Genomic DNA, 242 nt, shown 5'->3' on the forward strand with positions numbered 1-242 from the left:
CAAGGTCCCAACTACCATCGGCGCTAGAGAGCTTAACTTCCGTGTTCGGTATGGGAACGGGTGTGACCTCTCTGCCATCATTACCAGACTGTATTCATTTAAGACAAGAATTATTATAACTCATTTACTTTTGAAAGTCAACAAGTTTTTTATATTCTTTCAAAACTAGATAACATTGCTACATATTATATGGTTAAGTCCTCGATCTATTAGTATTCGTCAGCTCCACATGTCACCATGCT

The 242-nt window shown here is 38.0% G+C and carries 1 rRNA gene; it reads right to left on the minus strand.

What is annotated here, in order from left to right:
* Nucleotides 1-88, minus strand: a 5S ribosomal RNA gene (gene rrf / locus MR143_RS32815); the annotation flags it as partial.
* Nucleotides 89-242: the final 154 nt, after the last annotated feature.

Source organism: Bacillus cereus group sp. BfR-BA-01347 (assembly GCF_022663835.1).
In the GTDB taxonomy this organism is placed as follows: Bacteria; Bacillota; Bacilli; order Bacillales; family Bacillaceae_G; genus Bacillus_A; species Bacillus_A thuringiensis_K.